Origin of the sequence: Halorussus halobius, assembly GCF_004765805.1 — an archaeon.
GTDB lineage: Archaea > Halobacteriota > Halobacteria > Halobacteriales > Haladaptataceae > Halorussus > Halorussus halobius.
Genome location: NZ_ML219773.1, coordinates 500,872 through 517,086, shown reverse-complemented (window position 1 = coordinate 517,086; position 16,215 = coordinate 500,872). Strand labels below are relative to the sequence as shown.

Below are 16,215 nucleotides of genomic sequence, written 5' to 3'. Positions count from 1 at the left end.
GCGACCCGTCGCCCTCTTGCGGTTATTGGTACGGTATCGCACGATCGAGCCGGTCGCGGCGTCACTCCGCGAGTCGGTTCACGTCCGCGAGCACGGCGGTCGCAGTCTCCGGTCCGCCGGCTCCCCGGCCGCTGAGGTTGAGCCGTCCGGCGTGGTCGGTCTCCAGTTGGACGATGTTGCGCGTGCCCGACACCGCCAGCGTCCCGTTCTCGGGGACGAGGCGGGGTCCGACCCGGACCCCGGCGGAAGTCGCCTCGCCGATGAGCCGAACGGTCCGGCCGTCCTCGGCCGCGAGGTCGAGCGCGTTGCCCGGCAGGTCCGCGATGCCCTCGACCTCGGCGTCGTCGAGCGAGTAGCCGCCGTCGTGCAGGACGTTGGCGAGGATGGCGCACTTGAGGGCCGCGTCGGTGCCGTTCACGTCGAACGAGGGGTCGGCCTCGGCCACGCCGAGGTCCTGGGCCTCGCCCAGCACCTGCTCGTAGCCCAGCCCCTCGGCCGCCATCCGCGAGAGCACGAAGTTGGCGGTCCCGTTGAGTACGCCCCGCGCGGCGGTGATGGTCTCGGGCCCGTAGCTCTCGACGGTCGACAGCACCGGAATCGCGCCGCCGACCGTGGCCTCGAATCGGACCCGGCCGTCGCTGTCGCGCTCGGCCGCACGGAGGTCTTCGTACCGCTCGGCGACCGGCCCCTTGTTGGCCAGCACGACGTGGCGGTCACGCTCGAGCGCGGTCCGGACGTGGCCGAATCCGGGTTCGGCGTCGCCGAGCGTCGTGGGCGTCGCCTCGACGAGCGCGTCGTACTCGGCGTCGAGCGCCTCCGCGGCTGTGGCCGAGCCGACGCGCCCCGACTCGTCTTTCAGCGCGAGCGCCGCCGCCACGTCGATACCGTCCGGGTCGACGACGGCGCTGGTCGAGTCCGCCAGCGCGGTGACCTCGTGGCCGTACTCGCCCGCCAGCTCCGCGACCGACCGCCCGACCGCGCCCGCGCCGAGGACTGCCAGCTTCATTTGCTCCCCTCCAGTTCGGTCAGGGGTTCGACCACGCGGAGGTCCTTCCGGTCGGCAACCTCGCGGACCGCCGCGAGGACCTCGCCGGTCTTGCCCGCCTCGGTCGCCAGTCGGAGGCGCGCGCTGGACACGTCGCTGGTGCCGCCGGGCGCGGACAGCGACAGGTCGGCCACGCTCGCGTCGGCGTTCGACTCGACCGCCGAGAGCGTCTCCGAGAGGTCGGTCTCGACGACGTGGCCCACCACCAGCACCGTCACCTCCTCGCCGTAGCGCTCGGCCCCGGCCTGGATGACGTTGACGCCCGCGTCCCGGAGCGCCGACACGATGACGTCGAATCGGTCGGGCGGACATTCGAGGTCGACCTCGACCGGAATGTGTCCCCGTGGTGTGAGCGACCCGCGCTCGTGGAGGATAGACAGCAGGTTCCCGCCGTTGTCGGCGATGGGTTCGAGCGCGCGCAGGAGCTCGCCCGGTTCGTCCACCAGTTCGAGTCGGACCGTGTAGGCCCGGGGAGTGGCGCTGGCGTCGTCGCTCATCGCCTCTCTTTTCGCAGCCCTGCGAGCATAAGGTTTCAGGCGCTCGCAATACTGGCCGACGAACGCCGGACGCTACGGCGGTGACGTGTCGGCCGCCCCGAACGAGCCGCGGAGAATCGGGGAGCGACGAGGCCGCGAACTCAGAAGTAGTCGATGGCCTCGGGCAGTTCGAGCTTCATGCCCTTGCGCTCGCGAATCTCCATAATCTTGTCGCGCTGGAGGTTGTCGGCCATGACCTCGAAGCCGGCGTTCTCGGTGTTCCACGACGCGCGGCCCTCGGTGGCGCTCCGGATGTCCGACGAGAAGCCGATCATCTCGTCGACCGGCGCGATGCCTTCCACGACCATGAGGTCGCCCTCCTGGTACATGTCGTCGACGCGGCCGCGCCGACCCTGAATCTCGCCCGAGGCCGCGCCCATGTGGTCGTTGGGCACGTCGATGCGGACGTCCTGCATCGGCTCCATCAGTCGGACCTCGCCCATGGCGAGGGCGTTGTGGACCGCGTTCCGGACCGCGGGGATGACCTGCGCCGGACCGCGATGGATGGTGTCCTCGTGGAGCCGCGCGTCGTTGAGCCGGAGCAACACGCCCTGCACGGGTTCGGCCGCGAGCGGGCCGTCGTCGAGCGCTTCCTGGAGCCCCTCGACGACGAGTTCCATCGTCTCGTTGAGGTGCTGAATCCCCTTCGTGTCGTCGATGAGGATGTTGCGACCGTGGATGTGTTCGACGTTCTGGCTGGTGTCTTTGTCCATGCCCGCCTCCTGGAGCGCCTCGCGGCGCTCCTGTTCGGGCATGTCCATGCTGACCTCGCCGAGCGCCAGCTTGTCGACGATTTCCTGGTCGAGGGGCTGGGCCTCGATGTAGAACCGGTTGTGGCGGTTCGGCGAGATGCCCTCGATGGTGTCGGTCGCCTGCTGGATGGCCTCCCGATAGACGACGATGGGTTCGCCGGTGTTGACCGGGATGCCCTGGTTGCGCTCGATGCGCTGGGTGATGACCTCGAGGTGGAGTTCGCCCTGTCCGGAGATGAGGTGCTCGCCGGTGTCCTCGTTGATCTCGATCTGAATCGTGGGGTCCTCCTTGGACTGCTGGCGAAGCGTCTCGATGAGCTTCGGCAGGTCGTCCATGTTCTTGGCCTCCACGGACTTGGTGATGACCGGCTCGGAGATGTGCTCGATGGACTCGAACGGCGTCATCTCCTCGCTGGAGACGGTCGAGCCCGCGATGGCGTCCTTCAGGCCGGTGACGGCGGCGATGTTCCCTGCGGGGACGCGGTCGACCTCCTCGCGCTCGCCGCCCATGTAGATGCCGACGCTCTGGACCCGGTTCTTGCCGGCCGTGCCCGAGACGTACAGCTCCTGGCCCTTCTCGATGGTGCCCGAGAACACCCGGCCGGCCGCGATCTCGCCGGCGTGGGGGTCGATGCCGATGTCGGTCACCATCAGCACGACCTCGCCCTCCTCGTTGACCAGCTGCATGTCCTCCGCCAGCTCCGAATCGGCGTCACCGCGCCAGATGCGCGGGATGCGACGGGGCTGGGCCTCGATGGGGTCCGGGAAGTGTTCACAGACCATGTCCAGCACCACGTCCGAGAGGGGCGTGCGCTCGTGGAGCTCCACCCGCTTGTCGGCGCGTTCGAGCTCCATGATGTCGCCGAAGTCCATCCCGGTGCGTTGCATCGACGGCATCGAGACGCCCCACTTGTAGAGCGCGGAGCCGAACCCGACCGTCCCGTCCTCGACCGAGACGGTCCAGTCCTCGACGTCGTCCATCTCCTCGGTCATGCCCCGGATGAGCTCGTTCACGTCGTCGATGACGTTGAGCAGGCGGCGCTGCATCTCCTCGGGGCCCTCCTGGAGCTCGCTAATGAGCCGGTCGACCTTGTTGATGAACAGCGCGGGCTTGACGCCCTCCCGGAGCGCCTGCCGGAGGACGGTCTCGGTCTGGGGCATCGCGCCCTCGACCGCGTCCACGACCACGAGCGCGCCGTCGACGGCCCGCATCGCGCGGGTCACGTCGCCGCCGAAGTCGACGTGGCCCGGCGTGTCGATGAGGTTGATGAGGTGGTCGGTGTCCTCGTACTCGTGGGTCATCGAGACGTTCGCGGCGTCGATGGTGATGCCCCGTTCCTGTTCGTCCTCCTCGGTGTCCATCATCAGCTGCGTGGCTTCGCCCTGGTCGGCGATCATGCCCGCGCCGGCGAGAAGGTTGTCCGTCAGCGTCGTCTTGCCGTGGTCGACGTGTGCGGCGATGGCGATGTTCCGAATGTTCTTCGGTTCGTCCATCAGTCGCTCGCACTGTTCGACGATCTTCTTTCGTCTACCCATTATGGGTTTCCTACCCGAAGGAAGTTGAAAAGCGTAGTGTTTCGCCGCGAGCGAGCGTGTGAGCGAGTGACGGTCGACATCACGGGCGGCGCGGGGATTCCCCGCCCGGCGCGACGCGACGCCTCGCCCGACGAGCGTTGCTTTCGTCCGGTTGTTCCCGATACGAACCGGTCGTGTCGCCCCGACTTCCTCCAGCGCAAGAGTCATATCCGCCGAGGTCTGTTAGTGGTAGCCATGGAGGTTCGCGTCCACGGGCCGAGTCCGCCCGCGCCGTTTCTCCGGGCTCGGGACCTGTTCGAGACCGGCCACGACCTCGACCGCCCCGTCCACGTCCACGTCCGGGACAGCCCCGACGAGCGGACGTGGACCGCCCACCCGGAGGGCCGACACGTCCTGAACATCTCCCGGCAGGCCGCCACCAGCGCGATGGCCCGCGAACTCGCGCTCCACGAGTTCGCCCACATGGCCCGCCACGAGCAGGCCCATCCCTCCCACACCCAGTCCATCGAGGAGGTCCTGTTCCTCGCGCTCCCGGGCGAGTCGGTCGAGCGCCGCCGGGTCACCCACTGCTACCAGATCGCCAACCACATGAAGGACATCTACGCCGACGACATCACCCTCCGGGTCGGCCCGACCGACAAACTCGTCGCCTTCCTCGAATCCGAGCTCGCGCGGGCGGTGGCCGACCGGCCCCCGCGCGACGAGGACGACCCGACCCGGGCGCGGGAGGGCCTGCGCCTCACCGGCACGGCCGACCCGGAGATGACGGCGGTCAACGCCGCGTTCGCGCTGGCGCTGGTCGAGCGCCACGACCTCGTGGGGTCGGACCACCGACTGTACGACCTCGCGCACGCGGCCGCCAACGACGCGCGCGAGGTCGACCTCGCGGCGTTCAAGCGCCGGTTCGCGTCGCTCGGCCCGGACCCCGACGAGAGCGAGTACCGCCGGGCGCTGGTCGAGGCCACCCGGGAGTACGCGGTCGGCGGCGGCCAGCGGGCGGCCGACTGACGCTGGCCGCTCGACCGGAGTCCGACGTCCGGGAAGAAACGCGCCCCGACGTCGGTGAACAGCCGGAGCCCGACGCCGACGGGGACGACCAGCCCGACGAGTCGGAACGGCCACGTCACGATGCCTTCGAGACCGAAGTCCGCGACGAGGTCCACGGCTTCGAGCGCTTCGTCCATGGCGGGCCGGGACTCGCAGACGCCAGTCACTTGAAACTGTGACCGCGAGGGAAGGTAGTGTTCAGAGACGGGAGAGAACTCTGTCACGCGAGGCGGAACGGGACGACCTTCCGAGGTCGGGGTGAACTGACTCGATGTTCCACGGTCGGCGCGCGCTGGCGCGACCCGCAAGTGGTCGCGCCCAAGCGCGCGAGGGAGGGGCGCGCTCGTGCGCCCCGAGGCTGGGGAGGGGTGAGGCCCGCCGTCGCGGTACGGGTGCGGTTGCGGTGCGGATGCCCTTGGTGGACTGAAAGGGCGAGGCGGGCTCGCGCAACGCGTGGTCGTCTCCGCAGGCAACTATTCGCGGCGGGCGGTGTGAAGAGCCGCGAATATCCTGGGGAGCGACCGCGAGCGCGCCGAGGGCTTTCGAAGAGTTAATTGCAATTCTGTTATTTGAGAGCGCGCCGAGGGCTTTCGCGGATACAGTTGCTGTTCTGCTGTCGGAGAGCACGCAGAGGGCGTTCGAGACTGTGGTTGCGGTTCTAGCGTCGTTCCAGAGCACGCAGAGGGCGTTCGAGAACGGACCGTCACCCGAACCGGCGGTATCCGAACGCGACCCGACGGGAGGCTTAACACGGTCGCGTCCCAACTCCCGGTCGATGTCCTACACCAAGGTCGACTACGAGGACGTGGAACCGGTCGGCGACGGACTGCACTTCCTTCGGGACCCGCTCGACTGCGAGAACGCCGGCGTGTCCGTGCTGGAGGCCGACCCGGGCTGGACCGGGATGGAACACGACCACGCCGACGACGGCCAGGAGGAGGTGTACGTCCTCGTCGAGGGGTCGGCCACCGTGACCGTCGAGGGCGAGGACGTAGCCCTGTCGGCAGGCGACGCCGTCCGCATCCCGGCCGACGCGACCCGCCAGATTCACAACGGCGACGCCGAGAGTCGGTTCGTCCTCGTCGGGGCCGCCGGCGAGTAAGCGGCGTCGGAACCGCCGCGAGGAGCCACGAGCCGAGTCGCGGAGCGGGCCGGCACTGACTATTCGTCCGCCGGCGTCAACCGGACCAGCACGTCGTCGCGCTCCCTGGGGAACGGCTCGTCGGCCGTGGGCCGGCCGTCCCGATTCGACGTGATGGCGTAGAGGTAGCCGTCCGGTCCCTGCTCGACGTGGCGGACCCGGCCCAACGCGTCGTCGAGCGTTCGGTGGGAGGTCGCCGCGAGCGCGTCGTCGTACCAGTCGGCGGCGAACGCCTCCGCGCCGTCGTCGCGGGGCGGCTGCTCGCCCTCGCGGTCGAGCGTCACGACGTTGACGTGCATCCCGATGAGCGTCCCGACCACGAGCCGGTTCGTCCACTCGGGCACCCGGTCGCCGGTGTAGAAGGTACAGCCACAGATGCCCCACGACTCCTCGCCGGTGTTGGTCAGCGGATGGGCGTACTCGTCGTCGGCCGCGTACTCCTCGGCAGTCCGCACCTCGGGCCAGCCGTAGTTGTGGCCGGGCCGGAGGAGGTTGGTCTCGTCGCGGCCGCTCGGGCCGTGCTCGGTGACGACGGGCCGGGCGTCCGGAAGCCACGTGACGCCCTGCGGGTTGCGGTGGCCGTAGGTGAACACCCGGGGGTCGCCCGCGTCGGGGTTGTCGGGATGCGGGTCGCCCCCGGGCGTCAGTCGGAGGACGCTCCCGGGGAGCGCGTCGGGGTCCTGCGCGAGTTGCTTCTCGCCCGCGTCGCCGACCGTCACCCAGAGGTAGTTCGCCGGGCCGAACGCGATGCGGCCGCCGTTGTGGATGGCGTCGCCCGGAATCCCGTCGACGAGCACCTGCTCGGTGGCGGCGGGGTCGGCGGCGCTCACGTCGAACCTGACCACGCGGTTGGTCTTGGGTTCGCCGTCCGGTTGAGTGGTGTAGTAGGCGTAGACGTACGGCGCGTCGGGGTACGCCGGGTGGACCGCGACCCCGAGCATGCCACCCTCGCCGCCCTCGATGAACCACGTCCGCTCGTCGACGTCGGTGGGCATCGCTTCGGCATCGAGGACGCCGCCCGGCGCGGTCACCTCGCTCACCTCGCCCGACTCGAACCGCAGGATGCGGCCGGTGCGCTCGGTGATGAACAGCTCCCCGGTCGGCGCGAACGACAGGTCCCACGGAATTTCGAGGTTCTCGACCAGCACCTCCGGTTCGAGGTCGACCGGGACGGGCGGGGTGGTCCGGCCCGACCAGTCGGGGTCGTAGCGCTCCCACGCTGTCTCGTCGTGAGCGAGGTCGAACTCGTACTCGGGCGTCTCGGTCGCGTCGTCGGCCGTAGTGGTCCCGACGGTTTCGGCCGCGGTCGAGTCGGCCGCGCTCGTGGTCGATTCCTCGGCGACGCGTCCCGTACAGCCGGCGACCGCGACCGTGCCGGCGGCGGCGAGCAACGCCCGCCGCGTCGACGTCTCGTCCATACGGCCGACGATGTTTAGGCTGACCTAAAAGATGCTGGTTCGTCGCGAGCGACGGTCGGCCGAGGCGACGCGGGCGAGAAACGCGGAGAGAATCGGGATCAGCGAGCGGCGGCCGCGACGCGCTCTTTCTCCTCTTTCTGGTTGACCGCGTACGTCTGAACGTCGTAGTCGGCCGCGCCGACGAGCTGGTCGGCCAGCGCGTCGGCGGCGTCGGTCGAGGTCTTGAACGAGGCGCTGTGCACGCCCTCGGCGATGAACTTCAGCGCCTGGTCGACCCGGCGCTGGGGCGCGACGTCGACCGCCTTCGGCACCGAGATGCCGCCGTACTTCAGGCGGACGGTCTCCTCGCGCGGGGCCGCGTTCTCGACGGCGGTCACGAGAATCTGCACCGGGTTCTCGTCGGTGCGGTCGTGAATCGTCTCGAACGCCTCGCGCGTGATGCGGAGCGCCTGCTGTTTCTTGCCCGTGTTGTCCTCGGTCTGCATCAGCCGGTTGACGAGGCGCTCGACGATGGAGACCTCGCTCTTCTTGAACTGCTTGCCCGCGTGTCGGCCCATGGTGTGGGCGACCGGGGTGACCGTGATGTAGCGCTCGGTCGAGGGGTCCTCGTACTGGACGTCGGTGACGTCCCACTCGCCGAACAGCTTCGCCGAGGCGGCTCCGTCTTCGTCCGTGCCCGCCGGTTTGTCGGGGTCGGGCTGGTCTTCGACCGCCATGGTTATCGCACCGGCTTTTCGGCGTTCCCGCGGACCAGTTCGATGAGCGACACGCCGTTGACCTTCTCGACCTTGTAGTTGACGCCACCGAGGTCGCCCATCGCGCGGCCCTTCGCACCGCCGATGCCCGCGATGGTCACCTCGTCGTGCTCGTCGATAAAGGAGATCGCGCCGTCGCCGGGACAGAACGCGGTGACCTGCTTGCCGTTCTTGATGAGCTGGACCCGGACGCACTTCCGGATGGCCGAGTTGGGCTGTTTGGCCTCGATGCCAACTTTTTCGAGGACGATGCCACGGCCCTGAGGCGCGCCTTCGAGGGGGTCGGACTTCTCCTCGAGGCCGCGCTCGCGTCGGGCGTAGTCGGAGTCGGACCACCGGTGGTTCTGGCGGTCCTTCTTCAGCTTGCGAGCCGCGTACTTGCCGTTCGCCATATGGCGTGGCCTACCCGTCGGAGCTACTTAAGCCTCCCTCTTTCGAGCGGTCGAAACGGGCGCAGACGACGCGATAGGGGCGGATTATGGAATCTGAGCGCGTCTCGGCCACGCGTTCTGTGCGCCGCTTAGCCCCGGTCCGGTCGGTAGAGTCGCTCGCGGGGGCGCGTCCCCGCGCCGCGGGGTCGGCGAGCCCGCGCTACTCGGACAGCGAGAACACCGCGATGGTGTTGCCCTCCTGGACCGAGCGCAGGCCGCCCCCGCCGGCCTGAACCGCGACGTACTGCGTGCCCTCGGCCGGGTCGTACCAGCTCATCGGACTGGCGTTGACCGAGGCGTCGAACTGGTGGCTCCACAGCCGGTCGCCGGTGGCCGAGTCGAACGCGACGAACTCGCCGGCCCCGTTGCCGGTGAAGGTGAGCCCGGTCGCGGTGCTCATCGAGCCGCCCATCGCGAACTCGGGCCAGAACTCCTGCCAGGCCACCTCGCCGCTCACCGGGTCGACCGCCGAGAAGACGGCCTGCTGCTGGTTCCACTCGACGGGAGCCTCGCCGGGGTCGTCCATCTCCGGGTAGACGGTGAAGCTCCCGCCCAGATACGTCGAGGGGTACTCCCACTCGCCGACCTCGTCCCACTGGAACTTGCTCGGGTAGTTCATCGACTTCACGTAGAGGTAGCCCGTCTCGGGGCTGTACGACGACGGATTCCACTCCGAACCGCCGTCGGCCGACGGCATTATCCACGGCGTCTCCTCGAGGGTCTCCTGGGGCAGCGCCCACATGTTGAGGTGCTGGCAGAACTCCCGGCTGCGCTCGTAGAGCTTCCCGTCGCCGGCGTCGAGCAGGTAGTTCCAGCCGGTCTTGCCCGGGTGAGTGACGAGCTGGCGGCTCTCCCCGTCGACCTCGTCCTCGAACAGCACCGGCGGCGTGGAGGCGTCCCAGTCCCACCAGTCGTGGGCCACCTCCTGGAAGTACCACTCGACCTCGCCCGAGGCGGTGTCGAGCGCGACGACCGAGTCCGAGTAGACGTTCGGGCCGGGTCGGACCGCGGCGTTGACGTCGGGACCGGGGTTGCCGACGTTGGCGTACAGCAGGTCCTCGTCGGGGTCGACCGTGATGGTCATCCAGTTGGTGGCCGCGCCGTTGCGCCACGAGTCACCTATCCACTGGTCCTCGGGCGTCATCCACGTCCGCCACGCGCGCTCGCCCGACTCGACGTCGATGGCCTCGATGAACCCGCGAACGCCGTACTCGCCGCCCGCGCTCCCGTTGAGGATGTAGCCGTCGTATATCACGGGTGCCCACGTCGCCGAATACCCCTCGCCGGTGGGCGCGGAGTCGTACCACCACTGCTGTTCGCCGGTGTAGCGGTCGATGGCGACGAGACTGGCGTCGAGCGTCGTCATGTACACCCTGTCGCCCAGCACGGCGACCCCGCGATTGTTCGACCCGCAACAGTAGATGGCGGGCCGCTGGTCGGGGTTGTTGTCGTCTGGCGCGTACCGGTAGGTCCAGATGACCTCGCCCGACCGGGCGTTTATCGCGCGCAACACGCCGGGGCCGTTGGTCTGGTACATGACCGGCGGGTCGGAGGGCACGACCACGGGCGTCCCCTCGTGGTGGCCCGACTCCTCGGTCTCGACGGTGTACGCCAGCGAGAGCTCGCCGACGGTGTCGGGGCCGACGACGTCGGCGGTCGTGAACCGCTGCTGGGCGTAGCCGTGACCGTACATCAGCCAGCTCTCGGGGTCGTCGCCGGCGTCGAGCAGCATCTCCTGGGTCACGTCGAGTTCCGGAATCTGCTGGTCGCTCTGGCGGACCGTCGTCGGCCCGTCGGCGAGGTACTCGACGACCGTTCCCTCGTCGGTGCGCCGGACTCTGGCGTGGGGTCGGTCGGTACTCACGCAGACTCACCTCCCACGGCCGCGCGGTCGGCGTCCGAGACGCGGAACACGTCCTCGGCCAGCGCCTCCTGCCCCCGAATGGCGACCGCCGACCCGCCGGCGAGCGCGGCGGTGAGTTGACTGTCGGACAGCTCCTCCGGGCCGGCGAGGTCCGCCGCCGCCGTGACGAGCAGGTACGCCCCGCCGAGCATCCGCTTGACGTCCCACGTCGCCCGGTCGAGGTGGGCCTCCGTCAGCACGGCCTCGCGCTGCCAGAGGTGGTGGTCGAGTTCGTCTATCCAGAGCAACGCGCCGCCGAGCGCGCGCTGGTGGAGCGGTGCGACGTTCGACGGGTCGTACCCCTCCGGGTCGGCCGGCAGGCTGGCGGTCGACACCCACTGGCCGAGCCGGTGGTTCTCGGTGACCGCGTCGACGACCACCGCGGTTCGCTCGCGCTCGTCGAGTCCGACCTCGGCCAGCGCCGCGATGGCGGGTTCGGCCCGGACGAGTTCGGCGGCGGTCGCGCGGACGTGTTCGGGCGTGAACTCCGGCAGGTGGCGCTCGGCCGACGCGAACAGCCCCACCTCCGCGAGGTGGTGGTAGGCGTCCCACGCCGGTTCGGTCAGCTCCCCGTACGCGCTCGTCGGCTCGGCCGGAAATCCGGCCGCCCGGACCGCGGGCAGTTCGGCGGCGGCCGCCTCGATGCCGGCCACTGCGGCGTCGAGCCGGCCGGCGTCGAGCCCGCCAGCGAGGTCCGCGCGGATGGCCTCGCCCATCGTCGCCAGCTCCCCGGACTCCGCGCCGACCGCCCCGCGGAGGTCGGCCAGCGAGAGCTCGCTCGCGGCCCCGACGCTCCCCGTCACGCCCAGTACCTTCAGGAAGTTTCGCCGGTCGCGCTCGTCGACGTCCGGAAGCTCGTCCGTCTGTCGTGTGCGATTGATATCCATTCCCATCCCCACGGGAACGTCGCCGCTATCGAAAAACTACTTTTCCCTCGGAAACGGCGGCGTCCGGCCTAAAATTTCGGGGGCGAGCCGTCAGACCGATGGAAACACCGACTCCGACCTCACGTCAACTGGATGTCATCGACGTCGTGGTGGCGCTTGGCGAGCCGCTCGGCGATATCGATGTTGCGGCCGCCCTCGCCGATGGCGACGCCGGTGTCGGCCGCGTCGACCTCGGCGTACGCCACCGTCTCGTCGTCCTCGCTGACGGTGACGTTGTACACCGCCGCCGGGGCGAGCGCGTTGGCGACGAACGCCTCGGTAGTGTCGGCGTCCTCGACCAGCGTCACCTCGCTGCCGAGTCGCGCTTCGAGTTCGCGGACCGTCTCGCCGCCCGAGCCGATGGCCCGGCCCATGTCGCCCGGCTTGACCAGGAACACGACGCGCTCGCCGTCCGCGCCCGGCTCGCCGTCCGCGCCCGGCTCGCCGTCCGCGGGGTCGTCGCCGTCCTCGATTACGAGGCAGTCGCGAGCGGTCGCGCCGGTCTCCTCCTCGAACAGCGCGATGTACTGGCGGGCCTCGTCCGAGAGGGTCACGCGCATGCGTCAGTCGGAGGGTTCGGGCTCGGCCTCGGCCGCCATCGAGCCCATCCGCAGGTCGACGTCGCCGGTGCCGATCTCGACCGGCTTGCCCACGATGACGTTCTCGATGACGCCGTTGAGGTCGTCGACCTCGCCGTGGATTGCGGCGTCGAGCAGGTGGTTGACCGTCACCTCGTAGGCCGCGCGGGCGAGGACGCTGTCCTTGTTGCCCGCGATGCCGTGGCGACCGATGGACTCGATGGTGCCCCGGTTGGTCATGATGTCCGCGACCAGCATCAGGTGGCGGACGTTCACGTCGTCGAGACCCTGTTCGGCCAGCGTGTTGTGGGTCTCCTCGATGATGGTCTCGCGTGCCGCCTCGACCCCGAGGGTGCGATATATCTCGTGGATGTTGTTGCACGTCGACCGGCTGGCGTCCACGCCCTCGATCTCGATGGCGTCGCTGAACGCCGACCCCTCGGTGTAGAGGACGAACTCCTCGCCCTCGCCGTCCTCGACTTCCTCCTTGCGGATGACCACGCGGGTAATCTCCTCGAGGCCCTTGAACGTTATCTCCCGCAGGTCCTCGACCAGCTGGAGCAGGTCGCGGTAGCTGGGCTCCTCGGGGCCGAACTGGACGTTCGTCCCCTGCTGGGTGGTCGAGACGCCCAGCGAGTCCTCGATTATCTCGGCGACCCGGGCCGCGATGTCCTCGGTATGCTCGACGGTGGGCCACCGCTCCTGGAGCGTCTCCGGGTTGAGGTCGATGGTGACCACCATGTCGGCGACGTTGGTCGAGACGTCGCCCAGCGCGAGTATCTTGGTCGCCTCTATCTGCCAGACGACCTGGTGGGCGAGCTCGCGGTCGGTGGCGTACTCCTCGTCGAGGTACACCTTCATCATCGGCGTGTCCGGCGTCTTCCGGGCGTCGACCAGCTCGATGAGCCGGGGCAGCCCCTGCGTGACGTCGATCTCCGCGACGCCCGCGTAGTGGAAGGTGTTCATCGTGAGCTGGGTCCCCGGCTCGCCGATGGACTGAGCCGAGACGACGCCGACGGGGTCGAGCGGGTCGACCCGGGTGTCCCGGTAGCGGTTCGCGACGACCGTGGCTATCTCGTCGGCCTCCTCGACGGTCGCGTCGCGCTCGGCGACCGTGCTGTACACCTCCTCTTTGAGCCGCGGCGGGAGGTCGGCGTCCTCGATGACGAGTTCGACGTCCTCGGAGACGTCGTGTTCAGTCATCCGACTCCACCCCCGTCACGCGGTCGGCCACCGTGGGCGTCTCGGCGTGTTCCGAGAGGTTCGTGGGCCGGGCCTTCTCGCCGAGGAACTCCAGGCGCTCGTCCTCGGAGTCGAACTCGCTCTCGATGACGCGGTCGGCGATCTGGTCGACGTCGATGGCTGTGTCGGCGTCGTGGGCCACCTTCACGGGACTGGTGCCGTCCTCGCCGAACTCGAACTGGACGATGCGGTTGTTGGTGTCCCGGACCGTCCCGTCGTACTGGGCCTCGAGCTCGCTCAGCGCGTTCATCAGCCGGCGCTGGAGGTAGCCGGACTTGGAGGTCCGGACCGCCGTGTCGACCAGCCCCTCGCGGCCGCCCATCGCGTGGAAGAAGAACTCCCGGGGTTCGAGACCGCCGGTGTACGAGTGCTCGACGAAGCCGTGGGCCTCGGCCGACAGGTCGTTGGGCTTGAAGTGGCTGAGCGTCCGGTCCTCGTAACCGCGGTTGATGCGCTCGCCCCGGACCGCCTGCTGGCCGACGCAGCCGGCCATCTGGGTCAGGTTGAGCATCGACCCGCGCGCGCCCGACCGGGCCATCACCACGGCCGGGTTGTCGTCGTCGAAGTGCTCCTCGGCGATGTCGCCCGCCGAGTCGCGGGCCTTGCCCAGCGTCTGCATGATCTTCATCTCCAGGGTCTCGTCGACGGTCCGACCCGGCAGCGATTCGAGGTCGCCGTTCTGGTAGGTCTCGATGAGCTCCTCGACCCGGTCGTAGGCGTTGTCGATGGCCTCGTCGATGCGGGCCTGGGCCTGACCGGGGATGGACTCGTCGTCGATGGCGATCGAGAACCCGAAGTGCATGATGGAGCGCATCGCCAGCGCCGCGACCTCGTTGATGAAGATGCGGGCGCGGGTGTTGCCGTATACCTTCGTGATGGTGTCGACGATGACGCCGCCGAACTCGCCGACCTCGTCCTCGGCGATGGTGCCCTCGACGAGCTGGCCGTCCTCGATGATGACGTCCTCGCCGACCGTCCCGGTGAACTCGAGGTTGAGGTCGTCGGGCAGCAGTTCCGAGAAGATGTCCCGGCCGGTCCAGTAGGGCTCGTCGGCCTCGTCGTGACCGGACGGCTCGGGCAGTTCGTCGACGCGAGTCGCCCGAAGCAGGTCGAGCGCCTGGGTCTCGTTGAAGTGGGGGTTCTCGTTGGTCAGCAGGAAGGTCCCCGAGATGTGGTCCTGAATCGCGCCGATGATGTTCTCGCCGAACCGCGGGCTGAGAATCTGTTCCTGCACGCGCATCAGCACGCGGGCCTCCGCGCGGGCCTCCTCGTTCTGGAGGGCGTGCATGTTCATCTCGTCGCCGTCGAAGTCGGCGTTGTACGGCGGACACACCGTGGTATTGAGCCGGAACGTCTTGTGAGGCATCACGACCACCTCGTGGGCCATGATGGACATCCGGTGGAGCGACGGCTGGCGGTTGAAGATGACGATGTCGCCGTCGACCATGTGGCGGTTGACCTCCCAGCCGGCCTCGACCTTGGTCGCCAGCTCCTCGCAGTTCTTCTCGGTCACCTTGAGCCGCCGACCGTCGGGGCGCTTGACGTAGTTCGCGCCCGGATGGGTCTCCGGCCCGTTCGAGACGTACCGGCGGGCCTCCTCGACGTTGCGGTCGGTGACGTTCATCGTCTGGGTCATCTCCTCGGCCACGCGCTCGGGGACGCCGACCTCGTTGAGCGACAGCGTGGGGTCGGGCGAGATGACGGTCCGGGCCGAGAAGTTCACGCGCTTGCCCGACAGCGAGCCGCGGAATCGGCCCTCCTTGCCCTTCAGCCGCTGGGAGAGGGTCTTGAGCGGGCGGCCCGACCGGTGGCGAGCCGGCGGCGTGCCCGAAATCTCGTTGTCCATGAAGGTGGTGACGTGGTACTGGAGCAGTTCCCAGAGGTCCTCGATGATGAGCTGGGGCGCGCCCGCCTCGCGGTTTTCCATGAACCGCTGGTTGATGCGGATGATGTCGACCAGCTTGTGGGTCAGGTCGTCCTCGGAGCGCTGGCCGTTGTCCAGCGTGATGGACGGTCGAGCCGTGACCGGCGGCACGGGCAGCACCGTCAGAATCATCCACTCGGGCCGGGAGCGCTCGGCGTTGATGCCCAGCGTCCGGATGTCCTCGTCCGGAATCGCCTCGAACCAGTCCCGGATGTCGCTTGGCATCAGCTTGTTCATGTCCTCCTCGGTCAGGTCGACGTCGAGCGCCGACTCGATGGCCTTCCGGTCGGACTCGCGGGGACGGAACTCCCCGGACATGATGTCGTTGACCCGCGAGAGGTCGATGTCGGTCGCGTCGGCGAGCTCCTGCGGAGCCATGGGTTCGCGGCCCTCGTCGTCCTCGCCGTCGGGGCTCTTGCCCTGCATCGCGGCCGCGATCTGCTCGGAGTACTCGCTGGTGAGCACCTGCTGGACCTCGTAGTAGGTGGTGGGCTTCTCGTGGTTGATGTCGTACTGGACCTCGCCGCAGTACGGACACCGGTCCTTTTTGCGGGCCTCGCGGATGGCGGCCTTGGTGACGTCGTTGACGTCGTTGCCGAGTTCGGTGGCGCGGTCGAGTTTGGCCTCGTACTTGTCCTTCTCGTCGTCGGTGAGCAGGAGTCGCGAGCAGTCCCGGCAGGTGCCACGGAGCAGCCGCCGGATGAGCTTCGTGAACCCGACGTGGATGACCGGCGCGGCGAGTTCGATGTGGCCGAAGTGACCGTTGCACGACCCCGAGTGCTTCCCGCAGGTCTTGCACTCCAGCCCGGGGTCGATGACGCCCAGCCGGGGGTCCATCAGCCCCATGTCGATGGGGAAGCCGTCGTCGTCGTAGGTGTCGGCCGTGATTATCTTCGTGGCCGACATCTCGCGGTACTCCTCGGGGTCCATCAGCCCGAAGCTGATCTCGCCGATCTCCTTCGGTGTTTGATTCGTAGACAT

13 protein-coding genes are annotated in these 16,215 nt (G+C 68.9%); 2 read left to right on the top strand and 11 right to left on the bottom strand.

The window, feature by feature from the left end:
• Positions 1–61 precede the first annotated feature (61 nt).
• From EPL03_RS02560 to EPL03_RS02550, 3 genes are all read right to left on the bottom strand, one after another.
• The gene (locus tag EPL03_RS02560; protein WP_135827769.1) at positions 62–1,006 is read right to left on the bottom strand and encodes a homoserine dehydrogenase; all 945 of its coding nucleotides are present in this window, start codon (positions 1,004–1,006) and stop codon (positions 62–64) included.
• Complete coding sequence (locus EPL03_RS02555) at positions 1,003–1,542, bottom strand: amino acid-binding protein (RefSeq protein ID WP_135827768.1); 540 nt, start codon at positions 1,540–1,542, stop codon at positions 1,003–1,005. The genes EPL03_RS02560 and EPL03_RS02555 overlap by 4 nt, the downstream gene beginning before the upstream one ends.
• Positions 1,543–1,682: 140 nt before the next feature.
• Positions 1,683–3,869, bottom strand: a complete 2,187-nt coding sequence (locus EPL03_RS02550; RefSeq protein WP_135827767.1) for an elongation factor EF-2 — start codon at positions 3,867–3,869, stop codon at positions 1,683–1,685.
• Between the two features lie 234 nt (positions 3,870–4,103).
• Here EPL03_RS02550 and EPL03_RS02545 point away from each other — a divergent pair, with 234 nt between their 5' ends.
• Both EPL03_RS02545 and EPL03_RS02540 read left to right on the top strand, forming a co-directional pair.
• Positions 4,104–4,877 carry a DUF5781 family protein gene (locus tag EPL03_RS02545; protein ID WP_135827766.1) on the top strand — a complete coding sequence of 258 codons (774 nt, stop codon included), beginning with the start codon at positions 4,104–4,106 and terminating at the stop codon, positions 4,875–4,877.
• 814 nt (positions 4,878–5,691) lie between these two features.
• On the top strand, positions 5,692–6,018 hold the full coding sequence (locus EPL03_RS02540; protein ID WP_135827765.1) for a cupin domain-containing protein: 327 nt from the start codon (positions 5,692–5,694) through the stop codon (positions 6,016–6,018).
• Between the two features lie 59 nt (positions 6,019–6,077).
• Here the strand turns inward: EPL03_RS02540 and EPL03_RS02535 are convergent, their stop codons facing one another.
• The 8 genes from EPL03_RS02535 to EPL03_RS02500 form a co-directional block, all read right to left on the bottom strand.
• A complete protein-coding gene (locus EPL03_RS02535) occupies positions 6,078–7,475 on the bottom strand; it encodes a PQQ-dependent sugar dehydrogenase (protein ID WP_135827764.1) in 1,398 nt (465 codons plus the stop codon).
• A gap of 98 nt (positions 7,476–7,573) precedes the next feature.
• Positions 7,574–8,191 (bottom strand): 30S ribosomal protein S7, encoded by a 618-nt coding sequence (locus EPL03_RS02530; protein WP_135827763.1) that lies wholly within the window; start codon positions 8,189–8,191, stop codon positions 7,574–7,576.
• Positions 8,192–8,193: 2 nt separating this feature from the next.
• Positions 8,194–8,622, bottom strand: a complete 429-nt coding sequence (locus EPL03_RS02525) for a 30S ribosomal protein S12 (protein WP_135827762.1) — start codon at positions 8,620–8,622, stop codon at positions 8,194–8,196.
• Positions 8,623–8,821: 199 nt separating this feature from the next.
• Complete coding sequence (locus EPL03_RS02520) at positions 8,822–10,525, bottom strand: pyrroloquinoline quinone-dependent dehydrogenase (protein ID WP_135827761.1); 1,704 nt, start codon at positions 10,523–10,525, stop codon at positions 8,822–8,824.
• The gene (locus tag EPL03_RS02515) at positions 10,522–11,457 is read right to left on the bottom strand and encodes a hypothetical protein (protein ID WP_210424885.1); all 936 of its coding nucleotides are present in this window, start codon (positions 11,455–11,457) and stop codon (positions 10,522–10,524) included. Before EPL03_RS02515 ends, EPL03_RS02520 begins: the two co-directional genes overlap by 4 nt.
• Before the next feature lie 113 nt (positions 11,458–11,570).
• Positions 11,571–12,050, bottom strand: coding sequence for a NusA-like transcription termination signal-binding factor (locus tag EPL03_RS02510; protein WP_135827760.1), 480 nt, complete (start codon positions 12,048–12,050; stop codon positions 11,571–11,573).
• Positions 12,051–12,053: 3 nt separating this feature from the next.
• Positions 12,054–13,271, bottom strand: a complete 1,218-nt coding sequence (gene rpoA2, locus EPL03_RS02505; RefSeq protein WP_135827759.1) for a DNA-directed RNA polymerase subunit A'' — start codon at positions 13,269–13,271, stop codon at positions 12,054–12,056.
• A complete protein-coding gene (locus tag EPL03_RS02500) occupies positions 13,264–16,215 on the bottom strand; it encodes a DNA-directed RNA polymerase subunit A' (protein ID WP_135827758.1) in 2,952 nt (983 codons plus the stop codon). The genes rpoA2 and EPL03_RS02500 overlap by 8 nt, the downstream gene beginning before the upstream one ends.